Origin of the sequence: Sphingomonas sp. DC5200-1, from assembly GCF_049897245.1 — a bacterium.
GTDB lineage: Bacteria > Pseudomonadota > Alphaproteobacteria > Sphingomonadales > Sphingomonadaceae > Sphingomonas > Sphingomonas aquatilis.
Genome location: NZ_JAFCVW010000016.1, coordinates 1 through 22,713, shown reverse-complemented (window position 1 = coordinate 22,713; position 22,713 = coordinate 1). Strand labels below are relative to the sequence as shown.

At 63.0% G+C, this 22,713-nt stretch carries 17 protein-coding genes and 2 tRNA genes; 11 read left to right on the top strand and 8 right to left on the bottom strand.

The features are described from left to right. Positions 1–34: 34 nt before the first annotated feature. The 5 genes from ACP7A3_RS19680 to ACP7A3_RS19660 all read right to left on the bottom strand — a co-directional run bounded on the left by ACP7A3_RS19680 (position 35) and on the right by ACP7A3_RS19660 (position 4,930). Positions 35–1,462, bottom strand: coding sequence for an ABC transporter substrate-binding protein (locus tag ACP7A3_RS19680; RefSeq protein ID WP_426256960.1), 1,428 nt, complete (start codon positions 1,460–1,462; stop codon positions 35–37). A 17-nt stretch (positions 1,463–1,479) separates the two neighbouring features. After that, positions 1,480–1,563, bottom strand: a tRNA-Leu gene (locus ACP7A3_RS19675). A 109-nt stretch (positions 1,564–1,672) separates the two neighbouring features. After that, positions 1,673–1,951, bottom strand: a complete 279-nt coding sequence (locus tag ACP7A3_RS19670; protein WP_192929980.1) for an integration host factor subunit beta — start codon at positions 1,949–1,951, stop codon at positions 1,673–1,675. 145 nt (positions 1,952–2,096) lie between these two features. Further along, on the bottom strand, positions 2,097–3,815 hold the full coding sequence (gene rpsA, locus ACP7A3_RS19665) for a 30S ribosomal protein S1 (RefSeq protein WP_020486448.1): 1,719 nt from the start codon (positions 3,813–3,815) through the stop codon (positions 2,097–2,099). A gap of 464 nt (positions 3,816–4,279) precedes the next feature. Beyond that, a complete protein-coding gene (locus tag ACP7A3_RS19660) occupies positions 4,280–4,930 on the bottom strand; it encodes a hypothetical protein (RefSeq protein WP_426256961.1) in 651 nt (216 codons plus the stop codon). A gap of 146 nt (positions 4,931–5,076) precedes the next feature. Between ACP7A3_RS19660 and ACP7A3_RS19655 the strand changes: the two genes are divergently transcribed. Then, positions 5,077–7,623, top strand: a complete 2,547-nt coding sequence (locus tag ACP7A3_RS19655) for a TonB-dependent receptor (RefSeq protein WP_426256962.1) — start codon at positions 5,077–5,079, stop codon at positions 7,621–7,623. A gap of 26 nt (positions 7,624–7,649) precedes the next feature. Here ACP7A3_RS19655 and ACP7A3_RS19650 read toward each other — a convergent pair whose 3' ends face one another. Together ACP7A3_RS19650 and aroA are read right to left on the bottom strand one after the other, a co-directional pair. Continuing rightward, complete coding sequence (locus ACP7A3_RS19650; protein WP_426256963.1) at positions 7,650–8,279, bottom strand: (d)CMP kinase; 630 nt, start codon at positions 8,277–8,279, stop codon at positions 7,650–7,652. After that, entirely contained in the window at positions 8,276–9,631 is a 1,356-nt protein-coding gene (gene aroA, locus ACP7A3_RS19645; protein WP_426256964.1) for a 3-phosphoshikimate 1-carboxyvinyltransferase, read from the bottom strand. Before aroA ends, ACP7A3_RS19650 begins: the two co-directional genes overlap by 4 nt. A 111-nt stretch (positions 9,632–9,742) precedes the next feature. On the opposite strand from aroA, the gene ACP7A3_RS19640 reads away from it, so the two are divergent. From ACP7A3_RS19640 to ACP7A3_RS19630, 3 genes are all read left to right on the top strand, one after another. Next, positions 9,743–10,063, top strand: a complete 321-nt coding sequence (locus ACP7A3_RS19640) for a TIGR02300 family protein (RefSeq protein WP_017978348.1) — start codon at positions 9,743–9,745, stop codon at positions 10,061–10,063. A 119-nt stretch (positions 10,064–10,182) separates the two neighbouring features. Then, positions 10,183–10,258 (top strand) — tRNA-Ala (locus ACP7A3_RS19635). A gap of 174 nt (positions 10,259–10,432) precedes the next feature. Beyond that, complete coding sequence (locus ACP7A3_RS19630; RefSeq protein WP_426256965.1) at positions 10,433–12,133, top strand: site-specific integrase; 1,701 nt, start codon at positions 10,433–10,435, stop codon at positions 12,131–12,133. Between the two features lie 138 nt (positions 12,134–12,271). Here ACP7A3_RS19630 and ACP7A3_RS19625 read toward each other — a convergent pair whose 3' ends face one another. Next, positions 12,272–12,904, bottom strand: a complete 633-nt coding sequence (locus ACP7A3_RS19625) for a hypothetical protein (RefSeq protein ID WP_426256966.1) — start codon at positions 12,902–12,904, stop codon at positions 12,272–12,274. Between the two features lie 558 nt (positions 12,905–13,462). Between ACP7A3_RS19625 and ACP7A3_RS19620 the strand changes: the two genes are divergently transcribed. The 7 genes from ACP7A3_RS19620 (at position 13,463) to ACP7A3_RS19590 (ending at position 22,495) form a co-directional block, all read left to right on the top strand. Beyond that, the gene (locus ACP7A3_RS19620) at positions 13,463–14,962 is read left to right on the top strand and encodes an N-6 DNA methylase (protein WP_426256967.1); all 1,500 of its coding nucleotides are present in this window, start codon (positions 13,463–13,465) and stop codon (positions 14,960–14,962) included. A gap of 10 nt (positions 14,963–14,972) precedes the next feature. Continuing rightward, positions 14,973–16,058 carry a restriction endonuclease subunit S gene (locus ACP7A3_RS19615; RefSeq protein ID WP_426256968.1) on the top strand — a complete coding sequence of 362 codons (1,086 nt, stop codon included), beginning with the start codon at positions 14,973–14,975 and terminating at the stop codon, positions 16,056–16,058. Continuing rightward, on the top strand, positions 16,055–19,099 hold the full coding sequence (locus tag ACP7A3_RS19610; RefSeq protein ID WP_426256969.1) for a type I restriction endonuclease subunit R: 3,045 nt from the start codon (positions 16,055–16,057) through the stop codon (positions 19,097–19,099). Before ACP7A3_RS19615 ends, ACP7A3_RS19610 begins: the two co-directional genes overlap by 4 nt. Beyond that, entirely contained in the window at positions 19,096–19,839 is a 744-nt protein-coding gene (locus tag ACP7A3_RS19605) for a M48 family metallopeptidase (RefSeq protein ID WP_426256970.1), read from the top strand. Before ACP7A3_RS19610 ends, ACP7A3_RS19605 begins: the two co-directional genes overlap by 4 nt. 41 nt (positions 19,840–19,880) lie before the next feature. Continuing rightward, on the top strand, positions 19,881–21,512 hold the full coding sequence (locus tag ACP7A3_RS19600) for a DUF6119 family protein (protein ID WP_426256971.1): 1,632 nt from the start codon (positions 19,881–19,883) through the stop codon (positions 21,510–21,512). A gap of 231 nt (positions 21,513–21,743) precedes the next feature. Further along, the gene (locus ACP7A3_RS19595; RefSeq protein ID WP_426256972.1) at positions 21,744–22,313 is read left to right on the top strand and encodes a recombinase family protein; all 570 of its coding nucleotides are present in this window, start codon (positions 21,744–21,746) and stop codon (positions 22,311–22,313) included. Beyond that, positions 22,310–22,495, top strand: coding sequence for a hypothetical protein (locus ACP7A3_RS19590; protein WP_426256973.1), 186 nt, complete (start codon positions 22,310–22,312; stop codon positions 22,493–22,495). The genes ACP7A3_RS19595 and ACP7A3_RS19590 overlap by 4 nt, the downstream gene beginning before the upstream one ends. Positions 22,496–22,713: the final 218 nt, after the last annotated feature.

Here is a 22,713-nt window from a genome sequence, read left to right as displayed (position 1 = left end):
CGGGGCCGGCGGGGCGTGGTCTGTGCCATGCCGCTTAATTGGTGTCATCGCGCAGCCGGTTCAACGGGTGCCAGGCGCGCGTGTTCGGGCGCCACTGCCTCAGCCGCAGCGCGACCAGCGACCAGCGCAACGGCCGCGCGATCGGGATGAAGGCGGTGTCGACTGCCAGCGCGGCATCGGCCTGGCCGATCAGCCGGGCACGGTCGGCCATCGTCGGGGCATCGCGGGCGGCGATCAGTGCGGCACGGGCCTCGTCCCCGCACGGCGCACAGGCAGTGGCGAGATACCAGCGCGCGCTGTCATAGGGGGCCACCTGATCGACGAGGCGCAATTCGGCGGGGGCGGTCATTGCGACGCGTTCCGGCGTGATCCCGATCGCATAGAGCGCCGCGGCCATCTGACCATAAATTAAGGTCGCGCCGGGCCCCGGCGGCAGGGCAATCCGCATCCGCACAGGCGCACCAAACGCCGCGACCCGCGCCTGAGCGTCCGCGATCCGCTGCTCGGGCGACAGCAGCGCCCAGCCGGGGATCGCTGGCGGCGCCCCCGAATCGAGCGACTCGGGCAGGATGCGCTCGGCCGTCTCCCAGCCCGGCATCACCGCCGCGGTCACTGCGGCGCGATCGATCGCGCCGTTCAGCGCGGCGCGATTGCCCGGATCGGCGAGGAAGCCGTCCCGCGAGGCGATGGCGAAGCCGAACAGGCCGACGGCGGGATCGAGGCGGAGATTGGCCGGCGCAACCTGTGCGAGGCTCAGCAGCGGCCAGTCGGCGAAGGTGCCGCCGGTGACGTAGTCCGAATCGCGGGCGACGAAGCGGACGATGGCGCGTGCAGCCCGTTCGCCGATCAGCCGCACGTCGTCTTCGGGGCGGGTCGTGCGGTGATCCTCGGGATCGGCACGCGTCCGGTCGAATGCCGGGCGGAGCAGCAGGCTGCGATGGGCGGCGCTGACGATCCGCATCGGTCCCGCGCCGCCCGCACTGCCGATCCCGCCGCTGCGCCACAGCGCGAGTTCGGGCTGGGCGAACAGCTTGAGCAAATCGGGGCGGGGGCGCAGCAGCCGCACTTCGATGACCTGCGGCGTCATCGTGACGATCTCGTCGATCGCCGTCAGGAACGGGGCGAGGGGGTTGCGCGAGCCGGGGGCGATCTGGCGCCGGAGCTGCGCGACGACTTGGTCGGCGGTGACCGCGCTGCCATCCGGCCATTGGGCGTCGCGGAGGCGGAAGATGTAGCTGGTGCCTTGATCGATGACGATCCAGCGTTCGGCGAGCCCCGGTTCGATCTGGCCGCTGGCGTCGAACCGCACCAGCCCCTCTGCCGTCGCATCGAGCAGCAGCCGGGTCGGCGTATTGGGCAACGTGCGGCTGGGATCGGCAAGCCGCGGAGCGGTGCCGATCGCACTGGCGACGACCGGCCCCGAATCGGGCCGCCGGTCGCAACCGGCCAGCGTCGCGGTCAACGCCAGCGCAAAAGCCGTGGTGCGGACGGCGGGACTCGAACCCGCACTCCATAGGAAGCCGATTTTAAGTCGGCTGCGTCTACCGGTTTCGCCACGTCCGCACACAGGGGCACGACAAGCGCACGTGGGTGCGGGCGTCAAGTCACGACCGGCATTTCATCGCCATGCGGAGCGAAGATAGTCCGCCGGGCGACGACGCGGTGCGTCACGTCACACGTTCAGACGGGCGCGCATTTCCTTGCCGGGCTTGAAATAGGGGACGCGCTTGGCGTCGACATCGACGGTTTCGCCGGTGCGCGGGTTGCGACCGACGCGGGCATCGCGGGCGCGGGTCGAAAAAGCGCCGAAGCCGCGAAGTTCGACGCGGCCGTTCGCGGCAAGCCGCTGCGTGATCTCATCGAAGAAGGTGGTCACGATCGCCTCGACGTCGTGGCTCGTCAGCTCGGGGTTGAGATCGCAGAGTTTTTGAACGAGTTCAGATCGGATCACGGTACGGGCTCCCCCCGGCGCCAGGTTGCGGAGATTGATGAAGATCAATGCCCACGACGTATAGGGCCGCAACGAAGCCGATCCAAGGAAAAATATGTCAGGTCAGGACATTTCTGCCCCGACCTGACACATGGGTAAGTGTTACTTACTTCTTTTCGGCGTCCGAGCGGGCCTTCAGCGCCTCGCCCAGAATGTTGCCGAGCGTCGCGCCCGAGTCGGACGAGCCGTACTGAGCAACCGCCTGCTTCTCTTCGGCGATCTGCATCGCCTTGATCGAGAAGGTGGGCTTCTTCGAACGATCGAAGCCGGTGACCATCGCGTCGAACTTCTGGCCGACCTGGAAACGCTCCGGACGCTGTTCGTCACGGTCGCGGCCGAGATCGGTGCGCTTGATGAAGCCGGTCGCGCCATCGTCGCCCTGCTGTACTTCGAGGCCCGCATCGCGGACTTCGAGAACGGTGACGGTGACGATCGCGTTCTTGTTCAGACGGTCGCCCGCTGCCGCGATGCCGCCGGCCGCCGGGCCGCCGCGCTCGAGCTGCTTCATGCCGAGGCTGATGCGCTCCTTCTCGGCGTCGATGTCCAGAACGATCGCCTGAACGGTCTCGCCCTTGCGGTGCAGGTTGAGGGCATCCTCACCCGACACGCCCCAGGCGATGTCCGACATGTGGACCATGCCGTCGACGTCGTTGTCCAGGCCGATGAACAGGCCGAACTCGGTGGCGTTCTTGACTTCGCCCTCGACGGTCGAACCGATCGGATGGGCGGCGGCGAACGCTTCCCACGGATTGTTCTGCGCCTGCTTGAGGCCGAGGCTGATGCGACGCTTGTCCTCGTCGACCTCGAGCACCACGACATCGACTTCCTGCGAGGTCGAGACGATCTTGCCCGGGTGGACGTTCTTCTTGGTCCAGGACATTTCCGAAACGTGGACCAGGCCTTCGATGCCCGGCTCCAGCTCGACGAACGCACCATATTCGGTGATGTTCGTGACGCGGCCCGACAGCTTGGCGCCGACCGGATACTTCGCGCTCGCGCCATCCCACGGATCGGACTCGAGCTGCTTCATGCCGAGGCTGATGCGCTGCGTGTCCTTGTTGATGCGGATGATCTGCACCTTCACGGTGTCGCCGATCGCGATCATTTCCGACGGGTGGTTGACGCGCTTGTAGCTGAGGTCGGTGACGTGCAGCAGGCCGTCGATGCCGCCCAGGTCGACGAACGCACCGTAATCGGTGATGTTCTTGACGACGCCGTCGATGATCTGACCCTCGGCCAGGCTCTGGATGAGGCCCGAACGCTGCTCGGCGCGGGTTTCTTCCAGAACGGCGCGACGCGACACGACGATGTTGCCGCGCTTGCGGTCCATCTTCAGGATCTGGAACGGCTGCGGGATGTCCATCAGCGGCGTGACGTCACGCACCGGACGGATATCGACCTGCGAACCCGGCAGGAACGCAACGGCGCCCGACAGGTCGACGGTGAAGCCGCCCTTGACGCGGCCGAAGATCACGCCTTCGACGCGGGCGGTCTTGCTGAATTCCAGCTCCAGCTTGTCCCAGGCGGCTTCGCGGCGGGCGCGGTCGCGGCTGAGCATCGCTTCGCCATGCATGTTCTCGACGCGGTCGACATAGACTTCGACTTCGTCACCGACCTTCAGATCGGCCTTCTGGCCCGGTGCGGCGAATTCGCGCAGCGGCACGCGGCCTTCCGACTTCAGGCCGACGTCGATGACGGCCATGTCGTTTTCGATCGCGGTGACGGTGCCGTGAACGACACGGCCCTCGAAGCTGTCGGCACCGCCGAACATGTCATCGAGCATCGCGGCGAAATCGTCGCGGGTGGGTTGGGGCTGGGTAGCCATAGGGTTAGAGTGTCCTCGAGTTATTCTGTTTCCGGCCAAGCGGTTGGGTCCGCTGGTCTTGGCTGAAAACGCCGCGGCGACCCCATGCCGGTCGCGGCATCCATCGGGCGGGCGTGCAGCGGGAGGAATGCGATGCGCTGAATGCGAAAAGGGCGCGGTCCGCCAAGCGGTCGCGCCGTCCCCCGCCGAACACCTGCTCGCCGGACCGGCGCGCCATAGGGGAAATGCGGGCTTTTGGCAAGGCGCGGCGGGGGCGCGGCGGGGTAGCCGCGAATCGCCGTTCGGGGGCGCGAGGGCCCGCGGAAGTGGACGAAGTGGACGGTACGTAATCGTCGGAAACCAGGGGTCCGCAGCGCCCGGCCGAAGGTGGCGGGGCGGGGGACGGGCGGGTCATGGAGGGGGTGTAGCAGAAACGGGGTGTGTAGGACAGGTGCCGACACGGAAGGGACTGACTGGAATGGGTCCTAATTGTATTTGAGCGCTCGTTCCTCGCAGAGCCTGACGAAGCGATCTGCGGAGTCTTTCAACGACCGCTCGATGCCGAGGGAAATGTTGCGTCGGTAAGCCGCTTCCGAAAAATGGCGAATCGTGACGGAGTAGGTCGACCGGTTGCATTGTGAGTAGCCCGGATCGTTGCGCGGCGTGGTGACGATAGACCAGCGTGCAACCATCGATGCTATTCCCGGACGGCCGTGGGCAATGGCATCGGTGATGCTGAAGAACCATCCCGGCCGCTTGTTGAAAACCGTGCCTGCATTCATGAATTCTCGTTCAGAGCTTCGCAATGAGAAGTGTCCACCGGACCATATGTCGGCGTAGAAGGCGCAATCCGACCGATCCGATCGATGCCACCAAAGGTCGTCGAAGTTGTTGACCAAGACGCGGTAGGCATGATGACGTTTGCAGGGTACGACCCTCTCCGTCCGCAGCTCCCATTGGTTCTCTGATGAGGGGAAATTCAATTGATCCTCCACCCGATACGATTGGCGAACGGCGCAATTCGACGGTCGTGCGATGCGGCATTCGACTTGATGGTAGCGAATATGCGTTTTCACGGCATTAATCGCCGTCGATGCCGCGGATCGCTGTTCTAGCCCCGGCCAGCGCGATCGCATTTGCCGCTTCTTCCGCGATCATCAGCGCCGCAGCGGCGCTGTCGCGGATGCCGGACTATCGCCGCCAATTTGCGCCTGTGTAACTGTCCCGTCGTAAACAGTCCATAATGGACCCAGCAGGCCAATAAGGTCGTCTGGGGAACATCATGACATCCAAATTCATCCGCGTCGCCGGGGTCGGTGGCGCGTGCCTGATGCTTGTCGCACCGCAACTGGTGCTGGCGCAAACGGCCGGAACGATCGCTGCCGAGGACAAGGCCGGCGAGGACATCATCGTGTCGGGCAAGAAGCTGCCGACCACGGGGATCGAGATCGTCGATGCGCCCAAGGCGCGCGCGATCGTGACGCGGGACTATATCGAACATACCGTTCCGGGGCAGTCGATCTTCAATGCGATCAACATGGTGCCGGGCGTCAATTACGTCGCGGGCGATCCCTATGGCGGCAACGGCGGCAGTATCCGTATTCGCGGGTTCGATGCGTCGCGCATCGCCTTCAGCTTCGACGGGCTGCCGCTGAACGATGCCGGCAATTACGCCATCTATTCGAGCCAGCAGATCGATCCCGAACTGGTGCAGACGGTCAACGTCAGCTTCGGGTCGACCGACGTCGATACGCCCACCGCCAGCGCCTCCGGCGGCACGGTCAACTATCGCACGATCATGCCGACCGAACAGGTGAGCGCGACCGCGGTCTATTCGCACGGCCGCGGCAACATGAACCGCGTGTTCGGCCTCATCAACACCGGCGACCTCAACGCCAGCGGTACGCGGGCCTGGGTGTCGGCAAGCCACCAGAGCTACGCGCTCTATCCCTATTCGATCGTGCGCAAGAGCCAGTATAATGCGCGCCTCTATCAGCCGCTGGGGTCGGGCAAGGATTTCCTGTCGCTGGCCGGCTTCTTCTACCAGCATCGCAACATGGGCTTTGGGGGGGCGTCGGTCGCCACGGTCAACACGATCCTGGGCGGCGTGCTGCCGATCGCCACCGCGACCACCGCGACGCCATTGCGCGTCGACCTGACCCGCGCGCAATATGACCGCGTGCTGGGCGCGGCGACGACGTTCACCAACACGGCAGACTGCACGCTCGCCTCCGCGACGCCCGGCAAGGGCACGGTGCAGGACGACCGGTCGCTCTGCACCAACACGCGTCAGGTCGGGATCAACCCGGTCGATACCGGCAATGCGCGCTTCAACAGCCTGTTCACGCTGTCCGATCGGCTGACCTTCACGCTGGACGGCGGCTATAGCTATACGATGGCCAATGGCGGCGGCTCGACCGTGTTTGCCGAGAGCGACGCCAATGCCGGCTCGCGCGGCGTGTCTCGTAACCAGATCGGCCGCATCGGTGCCGGGATCGCGGCGGGGCGCGACCTGAACGGCGATGGCGACATGCTCGACTATGTCCGCGTCTTCTACCCCTCCAACACGCAGACGCACCGGCTGATCGCGATCGCGGGCCTGCGGTACGATATCGACGCCGCCAACCTGCTGCGGCTCGCCTATACCTGGGATCGCGCGCGGACCGCGCAGACGGGCGAGGCGGCGTATCTGGGCGTCAACGGCTATCCGAGCGCCGATTTCGGCGGACGCGACGGGTCGGTCGCGGTGCGCGATGCGGCGGGCAACGTGCTGAACAAGCGCAACCGGCTGACCTATTCGATCCTGCACCAGCTGTCGGGCGAATATCGCGGCCGACCCTTCTCGGACGATCTGTCGATCACGCTGGGCCTGCGCGCGGCCTTCTTCCGCCGCAACATGAGCAACGCCTGCTACACGATCCCGGGCAGCAGCAACGAGGCCTATTGCACCTCGCAGAGCGCGCAGCAGGTCGCGGCGGACGGCCGCGGCGCGACGTTCGGCGCGCCGTACGTGGGGCGCATCCGCGAATATCACGCCTTCCTGCCCAATGCCGGCTTGGTTTGGCAGATGACGCCGACGGCGAGCCTGTACGCAAGCTACAACCGCGGCTTCTCGGCGCCGACCACGGACATCTACGCCTATGACGACAAGGTCATCTCGCTGAAGGATCAGGAGGCGGTGCCCGAGCGCACGGACTCCTACGATGCGGGCCTGCGCTATTCGCGCGGTATCGTGCAGGCGCAGCTGGGCGGCTGGTACATCCGCTACGACAACCGCATCGTCAGCACGACGGTGCCGCTGGACGGTGGCGGCACGATCAGCGCCAGCCGCAACGTCGGCCGGGTCGACAGCAAGGGGATCGACGGGACGCTGATCGTCAACCCGACGCGCTGGCTGTCGCTGTACGGCTTCGGATCGTATCTGAAGGCCGAGCTGAAGGAGAATATCCTGAACGCCGCGACGGGCGCGGTGCTGATCGCCACCAAGGGCAAGTCGCTGGTCGATACGCCGAACTGGCAATATGGCGGCCGCGCGCAGGTGACGCTGCCGTACGTCGTGATGGGGGCGTCGGCCAAGCACGTCGGCGATCGCTTCATCACCGACGAGAATGACGCCATTTCCGCGGGGTACACGCTGGTCGACCTGGATGCCCAGGCGAAGCTGGACTGGGCCGGCCTGCCCAAGACGTACCTGCAGATCAACGTCACCAACCTGCTCGACACGCGCTATTACAGCAATGTCGGGACGGCGGCGCGGATCCGAGATGGCGGCTGGGTCAACTTCGGCAACGGGCGCACGGTCGTCGCCAGCCTGCACTTCGAGTTCTGAGCGGGCGTGCGGCGGATCGGCGGGCGTTATGCCCGGCCGGCCCGCCGCGCCTCGACCAGCGCGATCGCCTTCGCCACGCTCGCCTCGATGGTGAGGGTGCTCGTGTCGAGCAGTGCGGCGTCGGCGGCCATCGTCAGCGGGGCGGTGGAGCGGGCGCTGTCGCGGGCGTCGCGGGCGCGGATGTCGGCGAGGACCTTGTCGAAGGACACGTCGCTGCCGTGGCCTTGTAACTCGCGGTGGCGGCGTTGGGCGCGGACCTGGGGGGTGGCTTTCACGAACAATTTGGCGTCGGCGTCGGGCGCGATGACGGTGCCGATGTCGCGGCCGTCGAGCACCGCGCCGCCGGGCTGGCGGGCGAAGCGCTTCTGGCGCTGGAGCAAGGCGGCGCGGACGAGCGGGTGGGCCGACACGATCGAGGCGAGCTGGCCGATCGCGTCCTGGCGCAGCGCGGGGTCGTCGAGCAGGCCTTCGTCGAAATTGCACGCGGCGACGGCGTCGGCCTCGATGGCCGGGTCCAGCTCCATGCGCTGCACGGTCAGCGCGACCGCACGGTAGAGCAGACCGGTGTCGAGATGCGGCAGGCCGTAGTGGCGGGCGAGCGCCTTGGCGATCGTGCCCTTGCCGCTCGCGGCGGGTCCGTCGACGGCGATGATCATGCGTTGAGCCATTGCGGGGCGGCACCGAGGCGCGTCGCGGTGTCGACGAAAGCCGGGTAGCTGGTCGCGATCGGCGCGGCGTCGTCGATGCGGACGGGGCGGCTGCTGTGCATGCCGGCGACCGCCATGCTCATCGCGATGCGGTGGTCGAGCAGCGAGGCGACGCGGTCATTGCCGGTGCCGGGCAGGGGTTCGCCGTCGCGGCCTTCGATCGACAGGCCATCCTCGTGCTCGGTGACGCTAACGCCGGCGAGGCCGAGCGCGGCGGCCATGGCGGCGATGCGATCCGATTCCTTGACGCGCAATTCGTGCGCGCCGCGGGCGACCGTCGTGCCTCTCGCGAAGGCGGCGGCGACGAACAGGATGGGATATTCGTCGATCATGCTGGGGGCGAGATCCGCAGGGACTTCGATCGCCGACAGGCTCGCGTGGCGGACGCGCAGGTCGGCGACGCGCTCGCCGCCGATCTCGCGGCCGTCGACCTCGTCGATCGACGCGCCCATGAGCCGCAGCGCGGTCAGCAGACCGGTGCGCGTCGGGTTCATCAGCACGTTGCGGATCGTCACGTCCGATCCCGGCACGATCGACGCCGCGACCATCCAGAAGCCGGCGGACGAGGGATCGCCGGGGACGGTGATGTCCTGCGGCTTCAATTCCGCCTCGCCATGGATCGCGATCAGCTTGCCGTCAGGCGTGTCCTCGACGGTCAGCTCCGCGCCGAAGCCGCGCAGCATGCGCTCGCTATGGTCGCGCGTTGGCACGGGTTCGATGACGCGGGTGATGCCGGGGGTGTTGAGGCCGGCGAGCAGCACCGCCGACTTCACCTGCGCCGAGGCGACGGGCAGCGTATAGGTTATCGGCACTGCCGGGCAGGCGCCGCGCATGGTGAGGGGGAGGCGCGCACCCGGGCTGGCCATGAAATCGGCCCCCATCTGCGCCAGCGGCTCGGTGACGCGTGCCATCGGCCGCTTCGACAGGCTGGCGTCGCCGACGAAGGTCGCGGTGATCGGATGGCTGGCGACCAGGCCCATCAGCAGCCGGGTCGAGGTGCCCGAATTGCCCATGTCGAGCGCGGTCTGCGGCTGGAGCAGCCCGCCGACGCCGACGCCATGGACGGTCCAGATGCCGTCGTCGCTGCGATCGATCCGCGCGCCCATCGCGCGCATCGCGGCGGCGGTGGCGAGCACGTCCTCGCCCTCCAGCAGACCCTGGATGCGGCTTTCGCCGACCGCGAGGCTGGAGAACATCAGCGAGCGGTGGCTGATCGACTTATCGCCGGGCACGGTGACGGTGCCGCGCAGGGGCCCTGCGGCGGCGATGGAGAGCGGGCGGGGAGGGGAGGCGTTCGACATGGCTGGCCGCGGGCTTTGACAGTCCCCTTGCGCTATGGCAAGGCGCGCTCCACCTCGGGCCAAGGGCGACCTTTGGCTCGCGAAACCCATTTCCGAAAGGTATCAGACGGCATGGTCAAGCCGGAGTGGGGCACGAAGCGTACGTGCCCGAAATGCGCGACGCGCTTCTACGACCTCGAAAAGGACGATCCCGTCACCTGCATCAACTGCGGCACGACGTGGAACCCGGAGCCGATCCTGAAGTCCAAGCAGCCGCTGCCGTTCGAGCAGATCAAGCCCGATTCGAAGGAAGCGGACAGCGATCTCGAGGGTGAGGACGAGGATCTGGAAGCGCTGGGCGAGGAGGAAGAACCCTCGGCCGACGACGAGGTGGACCTCGGCGGTGACGACGACCTCGGCGTGGAAGCGCCGACCGAAGACGACGATCATTGATACTCAGGCTCTGAGTTCGAACGACGTTTTCAGATAATTGTGGATAAGTGCATGGCAGGCGCAAATCGGCGCTTGCCATGCCAGGGCGCCCCGGTTAGTGGGGCGCCTCCCGGAACGATGGGGCCGTAGCTCAGCTGGGAGAGCGCTGCAATGGCATTGCAGAGGTCAGGGGTTCGATCCCCCTCGGCTCCACCATTCGTTCCGAGATTGGCCTTATAGCGTCAAATCTCTGATGGGACCGCATTTTTCCGGCTTGCTGTGACGCAAAGGTGTTACACAACTGGCGTGGAAGAGTTGCCGAAACCTCAAGGTCTGATGAAGCGCAGTGGCAGTAGCTACTGGCATTTCCGCCAGAGGCGGCCCTCGCACATGATGCGTCCCGGCCTCCGGACCCATGAGATTGTGTCGCTTGGGACAGCGGACTATCAGTTGGCGCTGGCGAAGCTACCAGAGGCACGCGAGATCATCGCTGCTCGGTTCCGCGACGCGATTATTCCGGCTTCAAGCGGGATTGTTTCCTCGACGCGCAGGCGCAAACGTCCTGACGCTCCACACCTTCCTTTGCTCACGATTGATGACGCAGGACGCATCGCGCGAGCATATTTTCAGCGCGAGCTGGTTCAGCTCGACATAGCTCCGGTGTTTGCCCAGTCGTTCGATCAACATGAGGCTGCTCGCCGCCGGGAAGAGCTGGCGCATCGCATTGGTGAGTTAGCCTTTCTGCCTGCCGATGAAGATGTGGAGCACCCGGCTCTAGCCGTTGAGATTGCGCTTCTGGCGGAGGAAGGCCGTCGTTCTCCCTATGACAGTCGCGCCAGCCTTCTTAGGGAGTATCTGCGTCGAGCCATGCTTCAGATAGGCAAGATTGAGAAGGCACGCTTCGACGGAGACTTCAGCGATCAGATCGATGACGTGCTATTCCAGTCAGCGTTTACAACGACAGCCGTTAGTGGCCCCTTTTCTGTCGTGGCTAGTGATACCGACGTGACAGTGGGGCAGGCGGGGGAACAGTTTCTTGCTGAGCTTCTCCAGCGGTCTCGCGCCGCAAAGACCCAAGATCGATATAGGCGAGAGGTTGCGCACATCGTGGCGTTCTTCGATGCTCAGACTGCGATAAGATCGGTTCGGCGACAGCAATGCGTCGATCTACGCGATACGTTTGCCTTGTTGCCGCCGAACTTCGGGAAATCCCTTGTCGAAGGCGCGACAATCCGCGAGCTGGCGGCGCAGCGCGGTGCTTCCGATCCAGTCCTTCAGTGGGAGACGCACGAGAAGTATCTCGCGATGCTACGGCGGTTCGTCGCTTGGGCAGCTAAGCAGGATTACATAGAGAAGGACTACGCAGACGACCTAAAGCCGTTGGCCGCGAAGCCTGATGGTTCGATGGCCAAGTTGCCGTTCGATGTTAGCGAGCTGCGCCGCATCTTGACGCGACCGATCTATACCGGCTGCCGTGACGATCAGAACGGCTTCGCCCGTTCGGGGCCGAACATCATGCGTCGGAGCCGATATTGGGCGCCGCTTATCTCGCTTTTTGGTGGTTTGCGGGCAGGGGAGATATTGCAGCTTACGCCTGGGCACTTTCGAGTGTCAGAGGCTGGAACTCACTTTATGGTGCTGACGCCAGACATGAAGCTGAAAAACGAAAACGCACAGCGTGAGGTGCCGGTGCACCCGGTGCTTCAGCAGATCGGCTTCTTATCGTGGATCGAGAGGCGGCGCGCCGATCCTTCCGCACTGCTTTTCCCGGAAGTGCCTCGGGACAAGTACGAGGCGGAAAGCCCCGCTTTTTCAAAGCGGTTCAAAAGCGATCTGAAGCACTTCGAACTTGGGGACCGTCGCGCCAAGCTGACATTCCATTCGTTTCGCCATACTTTCAAAACTGCGCTCGACGAGGCTGATGTAACCGAGCATCACAAGGACGAGCTTTGTGGTTGGGCGCGTTCGAAGAAAATCGGACGTCGCTACGGGACCGGGTTGAGTGCGGATGTGCTGCGACCATACCTCGAACGAGTTGCCTACGCGGTTGATCTTAGACATCTATTCGGCCATTCGCGGCTGTCGGACTAACATGCTCTTGCTGTGCAACGGGTTGCAGCATTAAGATGGTGCTGACCTTCAAGGCTAATATTCAAAGCCGCGCAATGGGCTGAAATGTAGTTAGCCCGGCGCCTACTTCAAAAAATCTGTGCAGTCGTTGCAGGGTCGTTAGGTCACCGGCCATCCAAAGCCGAACTTGCCGATGTAAAACTCATTTCGAAGCATCGCGAGGTCAGCCTCCCATGCCTCGATGCTCAAGCTCTTGTCGGATCGAGACTGCGCCTTTGCCAGCCGGACGAAGGAAGCGATGCTCTCCGCCATCTTGCGCAGGCGCGCGGAGGTTTCTGGTTCGCCCCATTCCCGAATGTAGCTCGGCTTCTCGAAGGGAGGCACCATCATGTGAAAGATGCGCCGGAGAAGGGATTGCCGCGAGTTGATGGTCAGCCCTGTTGCCTTCGACACACTGTAGCCGAGGTATCGGAGCACCCCTTCGGAAACCCACCCGATTTCGCCAAGGCCACCCACTCCGTTTCGGGCGTCCGTGGATGGCCAGTCGAAATAGACAGTGTCCTCCGGGCGCAGGCTCCCCCGGCGCTGCCATTCCCGTTCGACTGCATCGACGAGGTCTTGGTAGAAGGGCAGACGCGCCCGGTTTTGCCGGGTCTTCTGAATGTAGCCGATTAGCTCAACATGCTTCTGCCATTGGGTCAGCAGATCGTGGAAGGGATGTGCTTCGATACCGATGATGAAGGCTTGAACCCGCTCGCGTGCCGCCGTCGCCGCCTGTTCCTTTTCGGCCATACTCCGCCGTGGCAGCGATGGGTGGGCAGTCCGAGATGGGACCGCAGACTTTGACTTCTTCCGTTTCGAGGGGGAAGGCGTGGGCGCTGGAAGCTTTTGTGACGCGGGTGCTTTGGATCGACGAGGTTTGCCCTCTTTCAACAATGCGATCTTTGCCTGCGAAGCTAGACTTGCCTCGGATGCCACGCCGAGCAGCTTTCGATCTGCGCTGACGGCGGGCTTTGGCGGTTCAGCTATCCGCACATCGCCCGGAGCCAATCCAGCGGAGCGCAGGGTGTCGGCGAGGATCGTATTTAGCGGGGTGGCCTTCTCAACCACCTTCGCTTGGGATCGATGAGCGGGCAGCGTTTCGGGTGCCGTGGGCAATCGAATGAGTTGTGGGCCGCTTGCTGATGCCGCGCTTAGCAACGCTGCATCGAGCGCAGCGGCGCGTGGCGGCTTCGAGCGACGTTTGATTTCTACCGTCGGGGGCCGCTTCCGTCTCAATCGCTCTTCCACGTCTGGAGTTGAGCCAACATGGCAGATGCGCCACTAGTTGGCAAAGCGACTGGGGATTGAATGGCCAAGCTCACACAATCGGAACTGGAACGGCACCTCTGGGGCGCGGCAGACATTCTGCGCGGGACCGTGGATGCGGCGGACTACAAGCAATACATCTTCGGGCTGCTGTTCTATAAGCGCCTGTGCGATGTGTGGGACGAGGAGTTCGAGGCGCTGCTCGCTGAAACCGGCGACCGCGAGGAAGCTGCCGACCCGGACGAGCATCGCTTCCACATTCCGCACGAGCACCGCTGGGATGAGGTGCGCAAGCACGCCACCCAGATCGGCCAGCGACTGAACAACGCGCTCGCCGCCATCGAAGACGCCAATCTGCGATTGCGCGGCGTGTTCGGCGACGTGGATTTCGCCAATCAGGATCGCTTTTCCGACGCAATGCTGGAGAAGCTGCTCGCGCATTTCGAGAAGCACCGGCTGCGCAATGCCGATGTGCCCGCCGACATGCTTGGCGACGCCTATCTCTACCTCATCAAGATGTTTGCCGAGGGCGCGGGCAAGAAGGGCGGCGAGTTCTACACCCCCCGATCCATCGTTCGCCTGATGGTGGAAATCCTCGAACCGCGCCCCGGCATGTCGATCTACGATCCGACCTGCGGCTCGGCGGGCATGTTGCTGGAGGCGGTCCAGTATGTGAAGGATCGCGGGGAAGATGCCCGCAGCCTGTCCCTCTATGGTCAGGAAAAGAACTTCGCGACATGGGGCATCGCGGAGATCAACTTGTTCCTCCACAATGTCGATGACGCCTTCATTGCCAAAGGCGACACCATCCTTTCACCCAAGCGCTACGATGCCAAGGCGCGCGAGTTTGTCGAGGGCATCGGAGCCTATGACCGGGTACTTGCCAACCCGCCCTTCTCCGAAAAGGTGTGGGGCTACGAGGTCTGGCAGAACGGCGATCCATTCGGGCGCGACAAATACGGCTGCCCGCCCAAGGGCTATGGCGATCTCGCCTTTGTCCAGCACATGCTGGCGAGCCTCAAGGATGGAGGAGTGCTGGCGGTGGTGGTGCCGCACGGCGTTCTATCTCGTGGTGGGGCCGAGGGCCGCATCAGGGAGGCGATGCTGGCCGCAGACGTGATCGAGGCCGTGGTGGGGCTGGCCCCGAACCTGTTCTACGGCGCGGGCATCCCTGCCGCCCTGCTGATTTGCCACAAGAAGAAGGCCGCAGACCGGCGTGGCAAGGTACTGATCGTCAACGGCGATGCCACCTACACGCCCGGCAGAGCACAGAACTTACTGACCGATGCACATATTCGCACGCTAGCCGATGCCGTCCACGGCTTTAACGACATCGAGAAGCTGGCCCGCGTCGTGCCGGCGGAAGAGATCGCTGCCAACGGCCACAGCCTCAACATCAGCCGCTATGTCCAGACCGGCGCGGATGCTGAGATGGTCGATGTGGCGGCGGAAGTGGTCAAACTGCAAGAGCTGATTGCGCAGCGTAACGAGGCGGAAGTCGTGATGTTCGGCCACCTGCAAAGGCTCGGCTATGTCGAGTGAGTGGCGCACGGTGGCACTGTCGGATGTCGCTGATCTCTCGATGGGTGAGACGCTCCTATCGAAGAACCTTACCGGCGATGGCATCCCCGTGTTCTCCGCCAACACGGACGAAGGCCCTTGGGGCTACACAAGCAATAATCGTCGTCGTTTGCGCCGAGGGGACATCGTGATCGGAGCGAGAGGGTCGATTGGGTTTCCGCGCCGCCCAAACTTCGATGCGTTCACCTGCACCCAGACCACAATCGCCGTGGAACCCGATCATGCTGTAGTAGACAGCGAGTATCTCCATCAAGCGCTATGCGCAGCGGACATTCTCGGTATCGCCTCCCAACAGGCCGTGCCCATGCTGACCATCGGCGCATTGGCTCCATTGGAGATCACCCTCCCCGAAATCGACGAGCAGCGGCTGATCGCAGAGGTGCTGCGGTCGGTGGATGAGGCGATTGCAGCGAATGAGGCTGCCTTGACTTCCTGCCGGGGACTGATCGGCAAACTGGCGAGAGACGTGACCGAGAGTTGCGAAGCCACTACTACCATCGCCAATCTCGGAAAGATCGTGACAGGGCGGACGCCATCTCCAAAGCAAGCTGACCTGTGGGGTGGCGATCTGCCCTTCGTGACGCCGGGTGATCTGGTGGCCGGGAACATCTCGGTTTCAGATGCAGCGCGCGCTCTTGTGGCGAACAGCGGTCACGGCGCTACCGTTCTGCCTGCCAACTCGGTTCTTGTGACGTGCATCGGTTCGACAGTTGGCAAAACCGCTATCGCCCGCGAACGGTGCGTAACGAACCAGCAGATCAACGCCATCTGCTGCCCGCCTCAAACCGCTGGCTTCGCCTATCTCGCTAGTGTCGCAGCCTATGACACGATAGTGGCAAACGCCGGGAAGCAGGCCGTTCCGATCATCAATAAAAGCACGTTTTCCGCAATCAAGGTTCCCGCCTTGAACCAAGCGAGAATGATCGAGATCAGCGCGATGGTTGACGCCATCGACGGTGAGATCATTGCTGCGCAGACTTCACTGGGAACCCTTCATCGCACGAAGGAGACACTCATGGCTGACTTGCTCTCCGGTCGTGTGCGGGTCCCTGCATGAGCGAATACCGCCTCGCCGAGAAGCCTGCGCTCGATGCGCTGGAAGCGCTGGGATACCAGCCACTCCATCCCGATGCTGCCTTAGCGATGCGGGTCGAGGAGAACCGCGTCATCCTCAAGCCGGTGCTGATCGAAGCGGTGCGCTCGATCACCGGCATCGGCGAGGCGGATGCCGAGGCCGTCTACAACGACCTCGCCACGCTCTCCGACAATGAGGATTGGCAGCGGAAGCTGCGCGGTGGCTATTCGCGCCGGATCACGGGCGAGAAGCAGGATCGCTGCATTACGCTGATCGACTTCAAGCACCCGGCCAACAACCGCTTCCACGTTGTCCGCCAGTTCCGCGTTGCGGCTCAGTGCCCGCGCATCGCCGACATCGTGCTGTTCGTGAACGGCATCCCGCTGGTGGTGATCGAAGCCAAGTCACCGCTGAAGGCCACGGCCAAAGCCCAAGAGGCGTTCGAGCAGATCAAGCAATATGAGCGCGACGTGCCGCGCCTGTTCGCGCCGAACGCCTTCAACATCGTCACCGATGGCATTGCCACCTTCTACGGCGCGACCGGCGCGCCTTCCCAGTTCTATGCGCCGTGGCCGGACGCATGGCCGTCAACGCGGGCCGACTTCGCTGACGATCTCGCCAAGGACTTGTGGTGCCTGTGCGAGCCATCCCGGTTGCTCGACCTGCTCGCGCATTTCGTCGTGTTCGAGACCGACCCGGAAACGGGCAAGAAGATCAAGAAGGTCTGCCGCTATCAACAGTTCCGCGCGGTCAACAAGGCGGTGCAACGGGTTGCAGAGGGCGAGCACCGCAAGGGGTTGATCTGGCACACGCAGGGTTCGGGCAAGAGCCTGACGATGGTGTTTCTCGCGCTCAAGCTGAAGACCCATCTGACGCTGGACGCGCCGACGCTTGCCAACCCCAACATCCTCGTGCTGACCGACCGGATCGACCTCGACGATCAGATCAGCAAGACATTCGTGGCGTGTGGCCTGCCGAACCCATCGCAATGTGCCTCGGTTGCAGCGCTGCGCGAAGCGGTGCAGCGCGGGGGCAACGGGCAAATCCTGCTATCAACGATCTTCAAGTTCGCCGGGTCGAACGAGGCGATCCCGAACTCGGCCAACTGGATCGTGCTGGTCGATGAGTGCCACCGCACGCAGGAAAAAGACCTCGGAGCCTATCTGCAAGCGACGTTGCCGGATGCGTTCTTCTTTGGTTTTACCGGCACGCCGATTAAGAGCACCGACAAGGACACCTACGCCCGGTTCAGCATCGCGGGCGAAGGCTATCTCGACAAATATGGTATCGACGATGCGGTGCGTGACGGTGCGACCGTCCCGATCCTCTACGAAGGCCGCAAGACCGACTGGGCGATCAATGAGGCCGAGATCGACATTCTGTTCGACCGCTGGTTCGTCGATCTGCCGGACGACAAGCGCGAGGCGCTGAAGCGAAAGGGGCTGACACTCGCCACCATCGCAAAGCACCCGGAGCGCATCCGGCTGATCGCGCTCGACATCTGGGAGCATTTCAAGGCGGTGTGCCAGCCGGACGGCTTCAAGGCGCAAATCGTCGTCGTGGATCGCGAGGCGGTCGTGCTCTACCGCGCGGCACTGGCGGCGGCGATTGCGGCGGATGCGATCAAATCCGGTGTCGATGCGGACGCCGCGACCACTGCCGCCGATGCGATGATCGCCTGCGTCTATTCCAAAAGCCAAGAGGACAATAAGCCCTCTGAAAATCCCGATGTGGCCGCGCTCCGGGGCGAGCTAGAGGCGCATTATCTCGACGCGGATGCCGAGAAGGATGTGAAGAAGCGGTTCAAGGCGTTTGGCCAGCAACCCAGTTTTCTGATTGTCTGCGACAAGCTGCTGACCGGGTTCGACGCGCAGATCGAGCATGTCATGTATCTCGATAAGCCGCTCAAAGAGCATGGCTTGCTTCAGGCCATTGCCCGGACGAACCGCACCTATTCGGTGAAGCGCCCGGATGGCGGCGAGATCACCAAGCCGCATGGCCGAATTGTCGATTACATCGGCGTTACCGGCCATCTTGATGAGGCGCTGGCATCCTATCGCGCAGACGATGTCGAGAACGTGCTGCGCGACATTGCCGTCCTGCGTAACGATCTGAAGGAAGCGCACGCGCGTTACCGCGTTCAGAAGCGAGCAATGGGGCTTGAAGGGCTGGACGAGAAAGCTGCCGCCTATGCGGCGGGGAAGCTCGCCACGGAAGGACAGGAAGACGACTGGTTCGATCTTCAGCGGCTCGCCCGGCTATTCGTGAAGGTCTATGGCGATCTCTCGCCCGACCCCGCCATCCTCGACTTCACGGATGAGGCAAAATGGACGGCGGCGTTCCTGCGCCTCGCGACCCAAGTGATCGCGAAGGACGAGAGCCTCGATTATCGCAGCTACTCGGGTAAGATCAGGGACATGCTGGAGCAGCATGTCCATGTGACCGGCCTTTCGACCACGATCCGGCTGCGCAACCTGACCGATCCCGAGTTCGCCGAGGATTTCGAGACGGAGCAAAAGTCCGAGGAGGAGCTTCAGGAGGCGTTCGTCCGCAAGTCCGCCGAGCTTCGCCGTGTGACGCGCGAACTGGTGGACCGGAACCCGGCCCAGTATGGCCGGTTCTCCGAACGTGTGCTGGAAATCATCCGGCGTTTCGAGGCCGGGCAGATCGCGGCAGCGAACGGCCTGCGCGAGTTTGAGGGCCTAACCGGCGACATCCAGACTGAACAGGGCGCGCACGCCGCACTTGGCATGGATGAAAGGTCGTTTTCAATCCTGCGTATCATTGAGGCCATTGTGCCCGATGCCGATCACACCGTGTTGCAGGACGCGGCCATTGCCATCGGCGGGGTTTATGCGAACGCCGAGGCGAGCCAACCCGCGTTCACGCACATGCCGGAGTATCTCCGCAGCCTTCGCCAACAGGTCAGGCGCATCCTCGCAGAGCACGACATTGGCGAAACCAAGTCGATCCGCGATGCGATCGAGGAGTTCGCGGTCAGCGCCTATGGGAACGGCCAGTGACGCACGCGCTGCGCGTTGGTCGAACGGCAATCCCCTATGAGCTTCGCCGCTCTGCGACGGCTTCAGAACGCCGGATTACGGTAACGCCGGGCCGCGTCGAAGTATTGGCGCTCACGTCCGACGACGAAGACGCCATTGCGAGCTTTTTGGACCGCAAGCGGCAGTGGCTGTTCGACGCGGTGAAAGAAATGGATCGGCTTACCGCCACCCGTCATGCCGTTCCCCGGTTCATGACCGGCTCTAAGATACCCTATCGCGGGCGCAACATGCCGCTGACCGTTCGACGGAGCGATGGCGAGCGGATTGAGATCGCCTATCGCAACGGCTTCATTGTGGATTTGCCGGCATGGGCTGGGCGCGATACCGACCCGCTTATCGCAAGCGAACTCAAGCTATGGCTGAAGCAACGCGCGCGGCGCGACGCTCGCGCAGTCGCTGCCATCTACTCCAATCGGTTCGGCCTTAAACCCCAGTCGATCCGCGTAGCCGATTTCGCCAGCGGGTGGGGATCGTGTGGGTCGAAGGGTAACATCCTCATAAACTGGCACCTGATCTTCGCACCGCGCAAAGTGCTCGAATACGTCGTCATTCACGAACTTGCTCATTTGAAGCACCGTTCTCACGATCAGGTTTTCTGGGATTTTCTTTCGCACGTGTCGCCAGATTGGACACAGTCCAAGCAGTGGCTAGATAGACATCAACATCAACTCGGGGCAGAATTTCTAGACAGGACGGGCTGATTGCTGATCGGCGTGCCCACATACAGGGGGGAGTTGTCTCGGTGGCCAAAACGCCGACGGTAAGCCTTGCGCTGCGGTTGTTACGAAAAGGCGCGACTGTTGAAACGGCGCTTAAGGACGATCACGATCTCGAAGAGGTGGAAAGCACGACGGGTCGATTGTTCGTCGGGCAAAGCCCCGCCTCGCCGCCGGAATGGACCAAGTTCCTGTCGCACTACACGGTGCCGGGATCAGTCAATCTCCGCACGCAGAGCTGCTCTGCCGTCATGCTGGTCGATGTCGGCAAGGCGAAGAGCCGAAGATTATTTGCGCTGTGCTTTGGGCAGGGGCACCATGCGCTGAATGACGACGCTATACAGCGTGGGTTCGGTTTACGTGTTGTGCTGAATAGCGTCTCGCGTGCGAAGTTGCGCACGCTGGATAGCGCCAGTCTCGACACGACCGTTATGCAGCGGCGCGTTCAAGCGAGCCGGGACAGTGATTTGAGCGCGTTTGATCTCGACGCTTCTCGCAATCTGCTCCGGTTAGCATCCGGGACGCCAACTAGCGGCGAGTTCGCCAAGGCATTGGCTGGGAAGGACGCCCTTCACCTCCGGGCAGTGGTCGATCCAGACAAGCTGCGCGAGCACTGCGAGAAGGCCCTGAAGTTGTATGAGGCGGCTGACTACAAATCGGATTTCGCTTTCATAGACTATGTTCAGCCGGTCGGAGAGCGTGTGCTCGCCGAGGAACTGGATGGGCTAGCGTTCGCAGACCTCGCTGCGCTTGTGGCTGGGAAGCCATCAGACCTGCACCTCGCAATACCTGACATTCTGTCACCGGATGCGGGATTAGAGATTGGATACTACGGAACTGGCCTCTCGCCCGGTGCAAAGACGGGCTACGGTGAACTTGCAATCGAGGATTATGTCGCGGAGCTACAGAAAGGCGATTTCAATCAGATTGTAGACATGTCGGCGTTGAGAGGCAGTCACGAAATCAGGGTTATTGCGGACGGTGAAGGGGACTGTAGCCAAAAGAGAAAAATCTACAGTTGTTTCATTCATGAAGTCACGTTGCGGAACAACATATACGTGCTGTTCGACGGGCAGTGGTATCTCGTTAGCAAGAGCTATCACAAAGAGGTCGAAGATGCCTATGCTGCGTTGGTCAAGCCTGCTTTCCACCTGGTGACCATTGCCGCGAATGAACGAGCGTTGATTGCGGAGCTAGAGGGGCAACCGCATCTTATCTCGATGGATCAGACAAAGGTTTCGCCTAAGGGCGCGGGCAACGCTGCCCTTGAGCCTTGTGATTTTCTTTCTACTGGGAAGCAAATCATCCATTTGAAGGATGGCCACTCCTCTGCACCGTTGAGCCATCTTTGGAACCAAGGACTTGTATCAGCCGAAGCATTTGTCTCCGACGATGTGTTCCGCAAGGGTTTTCGGAAGGAAGCACGAAAGCGCGAGCAGAAGTTCAATAAGCAGGGGTTTGTCAGCCTTCTGCCTGATGGCCGTGTGAAGCCTACCCCATCGGATTACACCGTTGTGTTCGGCGTGATGAGGCATCCCTACGCGGCCAGTGGCCAGCTAGGACTGCCGTTCTTTAGCAAGGTCGCACTGCGTGCCGCCGCTGAACGGATCAGCCGCATGGGATTTCCTGTGGAGCTTCATCTGATCGAGAAGCAGTAGGGTTCGCTGGACCTAGTACTGCCTGAATAAACAGATATCCTGTCGCGCATGACCTTGCCCATGTGAGACACCGCGGCCGACGTTATTCGCTGCCTCACATGGGTCGGTAACGGGCCAGTGAGATGCTGTCTCTCCGGTTCTGGAGGTCAGTGATAATCTAGAGAAAACAATGACGTAACTGTGGACTGCGGCGCACAGGCGGCTATCCTCCTGTAAGTAGTGAGGATTGCCATGTTGATCGGATACGCCCGGACCAGCACGACTGAGCAGCTTGCCGGATTGCAGGCGCAACAGCGCCAGCTTGTTGCAACGGGTTGCACCAAGGTGTTCTCGGAGCAGGTGTCGTCGGTCGCCGCACGCGATCATCTCGACTTGGCGCTTGAGTTTGTGCGGGAGGGCGACGCGCTGGTGGTCAGCCGCCTTGATCGGCTGGCGCGGTCCACGACGGACCTGCTTTCCATCGTCGGCACGTTGGAGCGCAAGGGGGTCGCGCTTCGCGTGCTCGACTTCGGCGGGTCGGAGATGGATACCAGATCGCCAAGCGGCAGGATGCTGCTCACCATGTTCGCTGCCGTTGCGGAGTTCGAGAGGGGGATTATGCTCCAGCGCCAGCGCGAGGGCATTGCAAAGGCAAAGGCAGAGGGCCGTTATCGAGGGCGTGCCCCGACCGCGCAGGCCAAGGCATCCCAGATGCGCGAGCTGCGCGACAGGGGGATGGGCGCAAGCGCAATCGCGGACGAACTGAATGTCTCGCGCGCTTCGGTTTACCGCATCCTGTCCGATAGGCAGATGATGGCATGAGCGCTGCCGAGGCGATATTTGCCGGAAACTCGACCGCGCTGGAGAACATGCACGCCATCGCAATAGAAGGACAGTGTCCCGGCTTGTCGCCAGAGGGCTTAACGCCGCTGTCGATCTCGCGCGCCGGTATCGACCGGCTGGAGCGTCAGCTCGCCGACGCCCGCGTCGCCCTCATGTCATGAGCGGCAACAGCTATAATGGGTTCACCGCTTCCGAGCGGCGCGCTGCCGGTAAGGTGATCCGGACAGCCCTGGCGCAGGGCAGGATGTCTTTTGCGCCATGGTGCCGATTCCGATGAAGCCGCCCCTCGTTTCCGAGATGATTGCGCCCCTTCGTTCCGAGATGATGTCGCCCCCCCGGAGACAGGGCCGTGCTGGCTACGTCTGTTGTTATTTCGTTC